The organism is Streptomyces sp. NPDC005805 (assembly GCF_040630445.1).
Taxonomy (GTDB): domain Bacteria; phylum Actinomycetota; class Actinomycetes; order Streptomycetales; family Streptomycetaceae; genus Streptomyces.
Window position 1 is genome coordinate 21,933 of sequence record NZ_JBEXXN010000073.1, and the last position, 9,315, is coordinate 31,247.

The 9,315-nt window shown below is 74.0% G+C and carries 10 protein-coding genes; 5 read left to right on the top strand and 5 right to left on the bottom strand.

The window, feature by feature from the left end; translation table 11 throughout:
- Window positions 1–91 precede the first annotated feature (91 nt).
- The 4 genes from ABZ457_RS28000 to ABZ457_RS28015 all read right to left on the bottom strand — a co-directional run bounded on the left by ABZ457_RS28000 (window position 92) and on the right by ABZ457_RS28015 (window position 4,209).
- Window positions 92–790: a phenylalanine--tRNA ligase beta subunit-related protein gene (locus ABZ457_RS28000; protein WP_359162897.1), complete on the bottom strand. Its 699-nt coding sequence runs from the start codon at window positions 788–790 to the stop codon at window positions 92–94.
- 172 nt (window positions 791–962) lie between these two features.
- The gene (locus ABZ457_RS28005) at window positions 963–2,024 is read right to left on the bottom strand and encodes a low specificity L-threonine aldolase (RefSeq protein WP_359162929.1); all 1,062 of its coding nucleotides are present in this window, start codon (window positions 2,022–2,024) and stop codon (window positions 963–965) included.
- Window positions 2,021–2,776: an SDR family NAD(P)-dependent oxidoreductase gene (locus ABZ457_RS28010; RefSeq protein WP_359162900.1), complete on the bottom strand. Its 756-nt coding sequence runs from the start codon at window positions 2,774–2,776 to the stop codon at window positions 2,021–2,023. Before ABZ457_RS28010 ends, ABZ457_RS28005 begins: the two co-directional genes overlap by 4 nt.
- A 26-nt stretch (window positions 2,777–2,802) precedes the next feature.
- Window positions 2,803–4,209 carry a DUF6421 family protein gene (locus tag ABZ457_RS28015; RefSeq protein WP_359162903.1) on the bottom strand — a complete coding sequence of 469 codons (1,407 nt, stop codon included), beginning with the start codon at window positions 4,207–4,209 and terminating at the stop codon, window positions 2,803–2,805.
- Window positions 4,210–4,554: 345 nt separating this feature from the next.
- Between ABZ457_RS28015 and ABZ457_RS28020 the strand changes: the two genes are divergently transcribed.
- Window positions 4,555–5,205, top strand: a complete 651-nt coding sequence (locus ABZ457_RS28020; protein WP_359162931.1) for a glycerophosphodiester phosphodiesterase family protein — start codon at window positions 4,555–4,557, stop codon at window positions 5,203–5,205.
- Window positions 5,206–5,271: 66 nt separating this feature from the next.
- Here the strand turns inward: ABZ457_RS28020 and ABZ457_RS28025 are convergent, their stop codons facing one another.
- Window positions 5,272–5,841, bottom strand: a complete 570-nt coding sequence (locus tag ABZ457_RS28025; protein WP_359162906.1) for a GNAT family N-acetyltransferase — start codon at window positions 5,839–5,841, stop codon at window positions 5,272–5,274.
- Between the two features lie 328 nt (window positions 5,842–6,169).
- Between ABZ457_RS28025 and ABZ457_RS28030 the strand changes: the two genes are divergently transcribed.
- From ABZ457_RS28030 to ABZ457_RS28045, 4 genes are all read left to right on the top strand, one after another.
- On the top strand, window positions 6,170–6,736 hold the full coding sequence (locus ABZ457_RS28030; RefSeq protein WP_359162909.1) for a DUF5134 domain-containing protein: 567 nt from the start codon (window positions 6,170–6,172) through the stop codon (window positions 6,734–6,736).
- Window positions 6,737–6,879: 143 nt separating this feature from the next.
- Window positions 6,880–7,818, top strand: coding sequence for a M56 family metallopeptidase (locus tag ABZ457_RS28035; protein ID WP_359162911.1), 939 nt, complete (start codon window positions 6,880–6,882; stop codon window positions 7,816–7,818).
- A 34-nt stretch (window positions 7,819–7,852) separates the two neighbouring features.
- On the top strand, window positions 7,853–8,560 hold the full coding sequence (locus ABZ457_RS28040) for a phosphatase PAP2 family protein (protein WP_359162914.1): 708 nt from the start codon (window positions 7,853–7,855) through the stop codon (window positions 8,558–8,560).
- Window positions 8,561–8,683: 123 nt separating this feature from the next.
- On the top strand, window positions 8,684–9,315 hold a 632-nt coding region (locus ABZ457_RS28045), incomplete at its 3' end, for a helix-turn-helix domain-containing protein (RefSeq protein ID WP_359162917.1).

Below are 9,315 nucleotides of genomic sequence, written 5' to 3' on the forward strand. Positions count from 1 at the left end.
GGCACGAAGCGAACAGGCCCGGCGACGGGCCCGCGCGGACCTGCCACGGCGTGACGGGCCCCTGCGACCCGGGGTCAGGCCCCCGGCTGTCTCAGGACTCCGGCGCGTGCAGGACGATCCGCACCCCGGGGCTCAGCTTCTCCAGGTGCCCGGCCAGTTCCTCGGCCGCGGCGACGAGCGGGCCGGGTCCGGTGCCGGGCGCCATGCCCTCCAGCAGGAAGAGCGCGTTCACCGACTCCTCGGTGAGGCGGGTGCGCACGCCCTGGCGCCAGTTCCAGCGCCGGCAGGTCACGCCCTCCCCGTCGCACCAGACGACCTCGCCCGCCTCCGGGTGCTCCACCGTCTCCTGGCCGCCGGCGACGGTGGCGAACGGTTCGTCCCCGGTGGCGCGCACCAGGCGCATACCGCCGGTGATGCGGTCGGCGTCCTCGCCGCCGACCGGGATCAGATGGGCGACGCTGACCGCGTTGTAGGCGTCCACCAGGGTGTTGACGCGGGGCAGTCCGCCGTCCGCCAGGGCCCGGCGGGCCAGCGCCTCCGCGGAGTTGCGGGTGCGCGAGGGCTTGGCGCCGAAGGCGGTGTACGCCTCGCGCCAGGCGGCCATGTGCGGGTCCTCGTGCGGGGCGCGCCCGGCGAGGCGTGCGGTGAGCCGGCGGGCGGCGTCGTCCAGGAGGGCCGAGCTGTCGGCGTTGCTCGGCCCGGCGGCGAGGCCGTGGGCCTCGACGGCGACGTGGACGAATCCGGGCGCGAGGGCACGCACCTCGTCGGCGACGGTCAGGGTGAGGGACATCGGGTGGGGTCCGCCGTTCGGATCTCTGAGGGCGCGGGGGCACGGTGGTACCGCGCGGTGCCCTGAACAGTACCGGACGGTCCACTCCATTGCACTCCCCCGGGTGTCCTCACCCACAACGCGAACGCGCCCGCCCTCAAGGGCGGGCGCGTTGCGTGGGAGCCGGCTCCGCTCAGCGGGCCGTCTCCTCCTTGAGGGCCTGGACGAAGGCGTCCACGTCGTCCTCGCGGGTGTCGAAGGAGCACATCCAGCGGACGTCGCCGGCCGCCTCGTCCCAGAAGTAGAAGCGGAAGCGCTGCTGGAGCCGGCGGCTCACCTCCTGCGGGAGGCGGGCGAAGACGGCGTTGGCCTGGACGGGGTGGAGGATCTCCACGCCGTCCACGTCGCGGACTCCCGCCTCCAGCCGGCGGGCCATCTCATTGGCGTGGCGGGCGTTGCGCAGCCAGAGGTCCTTGGCGAGCAGCGCCTCGAACTGCACGGAGACGAAGCGCATCTTGGAGGCGAGCTGCATCGACAGCTTCCGCAGGTGCTTCATATGGCTGACGGCGTCCGGGTTCAGGACGACGACGGCCTCGCCGAAGAGCATGCCGTTCTTGGTGCCGCCGAAGCTGAGGACGTCGACGCCGACCGCGTTGGTGAAGGCCCGCATGGGGACGTCGAGGGAGGCGGCGGCGTTGGCTATCCGGGCGCCGTCGAGGTGCACCTTCATCCCGAGGGAGTGGGCGTGCCCGGTGATCGCGCGGATCTCGTCCACCGTGTAGACGGTGCCCAGCTCGGTGTTCTGGGTGAGGGAGACGACCTGGGGCATGGCCCGGTGCTCGTCGTCCCAGCCCCACGCCTGCCGGTCGATCAGCTCGGGGGTGAGCTTGCCGTCCGGGGTCGGCACGGTGAGCAGCTTGAGGCCGCCCATCCGCTCCGGCGCGCCGCCCTCGTCCACGTTGATGTGGGCGGACTCGGCGCAGACCACGGCTCCCCAGCGGTCGGTCATCGCCTGGAGGGCGGTGACGTTCGCGCCGGTGCCGTTGAAGACCGGGAACGCCTCGGCGGTGGGACCGAAGTGGCTGTGCATGATCCGCTGGAGGTGGCCGGTGTACTCGTCCTCGCCGTAGGCGACCTGGTGGCCGCCGTTGGCGAGGGCGAGGGCGGCGAGGATCTCCGGGTGGGCGCCGGCGTAGTTGTCGCTGGCGAAGCCGCGCACATCGGGGTCGTGGTGGCGTCGGGCGTCGGTCTTCACGGGGCGGGCGTCAGCCACAGGCGCTGTCCATTCAGATCCTCGGCGGGCCGGTCCCACACTCCGGCGATGGCGTCGGCCAGTTCCGTCACGTCGGTGAAGCCCGCGAACTTCGCGTTCGGTCGCTCGGCGCGCATGGCGTCGTGCACCAGCGCCTTGACGACCAGGATGGCAGCCGCCGCGCCCGGGCCGTCCTCGCCCCCCGCCTTGCGGAAGGAGTCGGCGACGGCGAGGGTCCACGCCTCGGCGGCCGCCTTGGCCGCCGCGTAGGCGGCGTTGCCCGCGGTGGGCTTGCCGGCGCCGGCCGCGCTGATGAGCACCAGCCGGCCGCGGTCGCTGCGCAGCAGGCTGTCGTGGAAGGCGAGGCTGGTGTTCTGCAGGGTGCGGATCAGCAGCTTCTCCAGCAGGGCCCAGTCGGCCGGGGCGGTCTCGGTGAAGCGGGAGCTGCCGCGCCAGCCGCCGACCAGGTGGACCAGGCCGTCGATCCGCCCGAACTCCTTCTCGGTGCGGTCGGCCCAGTCCCGTGTGGCGGCGAGGTCGAGCAGGTCGACGGTGTCGCCGGTGACGGTCGCGCCGCCGTGCGCGTACCGGGCCGCGTCCACGGCCTCGGCGAGGCGCTGCGCGTCCGCGTCGGCCGCCACCACGGTCGCCCCGGCCTCGGCGAGCCGCAGCAGGGCGGCGCGCCCGGCGGGTCCGCCCGCTCCGGCCACCGCGACCACCGCGCCGTCGAGCGCCCCGCCAGCGTTCCTGTCCATGGTCGTCGCCTCCTGGGTCGTCGAGGTCACGCGGCAGCTCCGGAAGACTGCCCTGCGGAAGAGGCGGTGATGCCCCGGGCGGAGGCGATCACGTTCTTCAGCTTCTTGGACAGCGCCTCATAGAACATGCTCAGCGGAAACTCGTCCGGAAGCACATCGTCCACCAGCTTGCGCGGCGGCTGGGAGAGGTCGAGAGCGTCCGGGCCCTTGGCCCAGCGGCTGCCGGGGTGGGGCGGGAGGTAGGTGGAGACCAGGTCGTAGGCGGCGAACCAGTGGACCAGCTTGGGGCGGTCGATCCCGTCGCGGTAGAGGGTCTCGATCTCGGCGCAGAGCTGGTTGGTGACCTGCGGCGCCCGCTCCCAGTCGATCTTCAGCGTGTTGTCGGTCCAGCGGACCACGTCGTGCTTGTGCAGGTAGGCGAAGAGGAGCTGGCCGCCGAGGCCGTCGTAGTTGCGCACCCGGTCGCCGGAGACGGGGAAGCGGAACATGCGGTCGAAGAGCACCGCGTACTGGACGTCGCGGCCGTGCGCGTTGCCCTCGGCCTCCAGCTTCACGGCCTCCTTGAAGGCGGTGAGGTCGCAGCGCAGCTCCTCCAGGCCGTACATCCAGAACGGCTGGCGCTGCTTGATCATGAACGGGTCGAACGGCAGGTCGCCGTGGCTGTGGGTGCGGTCGTGGACCATGTCCCAGAGCACGAACGCCTTCTCGCAGCGCTCCTGGTCGCCGACCATCTCGCGGATGTCGTCGGGCAGTTCCAGACCGAGGACGCGCACGGCCTCCTCGGTGACGGCGCGGAAGCGGGCGGCCTCGCGGTCGCAGAAGATGCCGCCCCAGGTGAAGCGCTCGGGGGCCTCGCGCACGGCGATGGTCTCGGGGAAGAGGACGGCCGAGTTGGTGTCGTAGCCGGCCGTGAAGTCCTCGAAGGCGATGCCGCAGAAGAGGGGGTTGTCGTAGCGGGTGCGCTCCAGCTCGGCCAGCCAGTCGGGCCAGACCATGCGCAGGACGACGGCCTCCAGATTGCGGTCCGGGTTGCCGTTCTGCGTGTACATCGGGAAGACGACGAGGTGCTGGAGGCCGTCCCGGCGGTCGGCCGCCGGCTGGAAGGCCAGCAGCGAGTCCAGGAAGTCGGGGACCTCGAAGCCGCCGGCGGCCCAGGCGCGCAGGTCCTTCACGAGGGCGCCGTGGTAGGCGGCGTCGTGCGGCAGCAGCGGGGACAGGGCCCCGACGGCCTCGACGACGCGGGCGACGGCGGCCTCGGCGGCGGCGCGCCCGGGGACGCCCTCCGCCGTGAAGTCGATCGAGCCGTCCTTGGACTGCCAGGGGCGGATCTCCTCGACGGCCGTCTTGAGCGCCGGCCAGGCCGGGTGGTCGACCACTCGCTCGCCCTGGATCACGGCCGCCTCTGTGGCGTCCTGCACAAGAATTTCCGTCATGTCACTTCCTTCACGGGAGAACCTCGCGTCAAGACACCGTATCCATCAGTAGTTCCGACAGACAAGGGGCCGACTCGTAAATTATCCTGCGGAACCCCCATGATCGCAGAAGTATTTTCGGTGAGCTGCGTCATAACCGGGCTCCGGAGGGTTCACCTGCGGGAATCCGGGGCAGGCGAGCGGCCGCGCGGCCCGGAAGCGCCCGCGGAGCACCTCTTCCGGACACCCCGCGCAGGACCGGTCACAGGGCGTCATATGAGGGCTAGGCTGAGTGGTCGCGCGGGAGCCGCCGTCGACGGAAGCGGGAGAACCTTGACTTTCCTCACCATCGGTCATCGCGGGGTCATGGGCGTCGAGCCGGAGAACACCCTGCGGTCCTTCGTCCGGGCCGAACGCAGCGGTATGGACGCCATCGAGCTGGACCTGCACCTGACCAAGGACGGCGCCCTCGCCGTCATGCACGACACCGACGTCGACCGGACCACCGACGGCCACGGCCCCATCGCCGAGAAGACCCTCGACGAGCTGCGCAGGCTGGACGCGGGCGGGGGCGAGCGCGTCCCGGTCTTCGAGGAGGTCCTCGACGCCGTCGCCGCCCCGCTCCAGGCCGAGATCAAGGACGTGGCGGCGGCCCGCGCCCTGGCCGAGGTCATGAAGAGCCGCGATCTGGTGCCGAGGGTGGAGGTCTCCTCCTTCCACGACGAGGCCGTGGCGGAGATCGCGGCCCTGGTGCCCGGGGTGCGCACGGTGCTGATCGCGAGCCGCTGGGGCACGGACATCACGGACCGGGCGAAGGCCGTGGGCGCGGCCGGTCTGGCGCTCAACATCCGCCGGCTGACGCTGGAGACGGTGGAGCGGGCCCGCGAGGAGGGGCTGAGTGTCATCGGCTGGGTGGTCAACACCCAGGAGCACCTGCGGCTGGTCCGCGCCTTCGAACTGGACGGCGCGACCACGGACTTCCCCGACATCCGGCGCACGGGGCGGTTCACGGCCTGACGCGGCGGCGCCCGGGCCGGTCCACCGCCTGACGCGGCGGCGCCCGGCCCGGCCTCCTCGGCGGGATCAGCCCAGCGGCGGGGCCAGGTCCTTGACCAGCAGCTCGAAGGCGAGGTCGTCCCGCTGCGGGATGCCGAAGCGCTCGTCGCCGTACGGGAAGGGGCTGAGCTTCCCGGTGCGGCGGTAGCCCCGGCGCTCGTACCAGGCGATCAGTTCCTCGCGGACCGTGATCACCGTCATGTGCATCTCGCGCACGCCCCAGTCCGCGACCGCCCGGCGCTCGGCCTCCGCGATGATCTCGCGGCCCAGACCCGCGCCCTGGAGCCCCGGCCGGACCGCGAACATGCCGAAGTAGGCGGCGTCGCCGCGGTGTTCGAGCTGGCAGCAGGCGACCGTCTCGCCGTCGCGCTCCACCAGGAGCATCCGGCTGCCGGGGGTGGTGACCACCGCGAGCACGCCCTCCGGGTCGGTGCGCTGCCCGCCCAGGATGTCCGCCTCGGTGGTCCAGCCGGCGCGGCTCGCGTCGCCCCGGTACGCCGACTCGATCAGCGGGACGAGTACGGGGACGTCCTCGGCGACGGCGTCGCGGTAGACGAGTCCGCCGCGGACGGGGGGCGTGGCGGTGTCCGTGTCCATGGGCGGCTCCGTTCGTCTGCGGGTGCGGGTGCCCGGACGGGGCGGGGACGCACGCGTGCGGGTGCGTGCGGCCGGGCCCGGGCTCCGGTGTGCCCGACGAGACTAACGCGCCCCGCACCGGCGGCCGGAAGGGGTGCGCGCGGGGCGGCCGGGGCGTGGCGGGCCGGGTACGCGGGCGGGCGCGCGCCGGGTGGCGCTCCCCGCCGCGCCTCCCCGTACGCCCGCTGTACGCCTGTGCGCTCGCGTGGACGGGCGGCGGCGGGGCATCGCTGTCTCGACGCCGCCGGCGAGGGCCGTCGGGGGCCGGGAGCCGTCGAGAGGGGTGCGTGTGCACGGGCCGACGATGTCCGGCTGGCTGCTGATGACCCTGTGCCTGGGGACCGGCGCGTACTGCCTGGCCCGGATGCGGGACTGCCACGGTGAGGCCCGGGAGTCCGCCGGGGGCGAGGCGCTGATGGCCTTCGGGATGGCCGCGATGGCCGTGCCGGCGGCCGTGCTCGCCCCGCCGCCCTGGCAGGGAGCGGCGTACGCGGCGGTGTTCGGGGCCGCCGGGCTGCGGGTGCTGTGGACGCTGCGTCGGTGCGGGCGTCCGCCGCGCCATCTGCACCATCTGGTGGGCTGCCTGGCGATGGTGCACATGGCGCTCGCCATGGCCGGGCCGGGCCGGGGCGGCGGCCACCCTGCGCACGAGGGGGCCGCGTCGGCGCCCCTCGTCACGGCGGTGCTGCTCGTCTACTTCACGGTGTACGTGCTGCGGGCGGGCGCCCGGCTGGTCCCGGCGGTCGCGGGCCCCTCGCCCGGCGGGGCGGCGGCCGGGCACGGGGGCGGGGAGCTGGTGCCGGCCTGCCGGCTGGCGATGGCGACGGGGATGCTGGCGATGCTCCTGACGCTCTGAGGAGCCCGGCCCCGGGGCCGGCCGCCGGCCCGCCCCTTTCGTGCCCCGCCGTACCCCCGCCGCGCCCCGGCGGCAAACGTGGCGTGTGTCACTTGCGGCGCCATCCCGTACCCGTGGGTACTCCGCGCTCATAGGCTGGGAGCATGATGGTCTCGCTCGCGCTGCTGATGCTCGGCGCCGTGGCCGCCGTCGTCGCCCCCCGGCTGATGATGCGCGCCGACTGGGCGGAGCGCGAACCCGTGGTGGCCCTGTGGTTCTGGCAGTGCGTGGTCGCCGCCGTCCTCATCTCCTTCACCCTCTCGATGACCTTCAGCGCCGCCGCGGCCTGGCAGCTGGTGCGCGGCCATGTCTTCGCCCCCGCCCCGCACGGAGTCGTCGAGGCGTACGCCCTGAGCGCGGACAACCCCTGGTCGGCGGTGCTCGCGGTGGTGCTCGCCTGCGGCGGTCTGTGGACGGTCGCGATGCTGACCCGGGAGATCGTCCGGGCCCACCGGCGCAAGCGGCAGCGACGCAAGGACCTGCTGGTGCGCGCGCCGCTGATGCCCGGCGAGGAGCCCGGTGACGCGCCCCTGGTGGTCCTGGAGGGCGAGCGCCCGGACGCCTGGTGGCTGCCCGGCGCCGCGCCGCAGCTGGTGGTCACCACGGCCGCGCTGCGCCGGCTGAAGGGCCGCCAGCTCGACGCGGTCCTCGCCCATGAGCAGGGCCACGCCAACGCCCGGCACGACTGGCTGCTGAACTGCTCGGCCGCGCTGGCGGGCGGCTTTCCGCAGATCCCGGTGTTCGCCGCGTTCCGCGACGAGATGCACCGGCTGGTGGAACTGGCCGCCGACGATGTCGCCTCGCGCCGCTTCGGACGGCTGACGATCGCCCTGGCGCTCGTCGAACTCAACGAGGAGCGCGGGGTGTTCGACCCCTGCGCCGCCCCGCACGACGCCCAGGTACCGCAGCGGGTGAACCGGCTGCTGAGCCCGGTGCCCCGCCTCACCGCGGGCCGGCGGCTGCGGCTGACCGCCGCGGCCGCGCTGGTGCCCGTGGTTCCGCTGCTCGTGGCCTTCGTCCCGGGTCTGCGCGCGCTGGGTTAGCGTAGCCGCGCCGCGAGGGGCAAGGATCGTGACCATGCCCTCCCCTCACCACGGCCCGGCCCCCGTACTCCCCCCACCGCCCGCTCCCCCGAGCCGCGCCGCCGCCGTCACCGCGGCGGGCTGTCTCGCCGCCGCGGCGGTGCTGACCGTGCTCGTCGCCGCCGCGTGGCAGCCGCTGCTGGGCTTCGACCGCGAGGTGGCCGGGGCGCTGCACCGCTCGGCGGTCGCCGAGCCGGGACTCACCCGGGCCAACCGGATCCTGACCGACTGGTTCTGGGACCCCTGGACCTTCCGGCTGCTGATCGCGGTCACGACGGTGTGGCTGTGGGTCCGGGGCGAGCGGCGGCTCGCCGTCTGGGTGGCCGTGGCCACGGTGGTGGGGGCGGCGGTGTCCCAGGGGCTCAAGACCCTGGTGGGGCGTGAGCGGCCGGAGTGGCCCGATCCGGTCGACTCGGCGCACTACGCCGCCTATCCGTCGGGGCACGCCCTGACCGCGATGCTGAGCTGCTGCCTGCTGCTGTGGGTGGCGGTGCGCAGAGGGGCGCGGGGGGCGGCGCTCGCCCGGGGGGCGGCGCTCGCGGTGGTCAGTGTGCTCGGGGTGGGGTTCACCCGCGTCTACCTGGGGGTGCACTGGACGTCCGACGTCCTCGCCGGCTGGCTGCTGGGGGCCCTGGTGGCGGCTCTCGCCGTCCTCGCGTACGACCGGAGACCGGTGGGGCGCGGCCGGCTACGGCGGCGCTGAGCCCGGACCGGGCGATCCCCCGCGTCGCCCGGTCCGGGGGCACACAGCGCGGTCGGCCCTGGGGGCCGGCCGCAGCACGCGCTGAGTATATTGGCTCGGAGCCAGTCAACGCAGGAGTCCAGCATGTCCCCGCGAAGCGCAGAGGTCAATGAGGAGCTTCGGCGGCGATCCCGCGAGCGGCTGCTCCAGGCGACGGTCGACCTGGTCGGCGAGCGGGGCTACGAGGCCACGAAGCTCGGCGACATCGCGGACCGGGCGGGGGCGGCGCGGGGGCTGGTCTCGTACTACTTCCCGGGCAAGCGGCAGCTGCTGCAGTCGGCGGTGCACCGGCTGATGCACCGCACGCTGCGTGCCGCGCTGGAGCGTGAGCCGCGGAGCGAGGACGGGCGGGAGCTGCTGGCCCGGGCCGTCGACGCGATCCTCGGGCTGGCGGTGGACCGTCCGGTGCTGATGCGCGCGCACATGGCGGGCATCCTCCAGGCCGACGGTTTCGTGCAGTGCCCCGAGCAGCAGCAACTCGCCGCGCTGCTGAGGGACACGGTGACGCGCTACGGCGCCGAGGACCCGGACACGGAGTACCCGCTGCTGCGGGCCCTGTTGATGGGCGCGGTCTTCGCGGTGCTGCTGCCGGGCGCGCCGATGCCCCGCGCGCGGCTGCGGGCGGAGCTGTTCCAGCGCTACGGGCTGGACTGGGAGATGGGCGTTCCGCCGGGCGGGGAGCCGCCCGGCGCAACGTCACGGATGCCGGCTCAGTC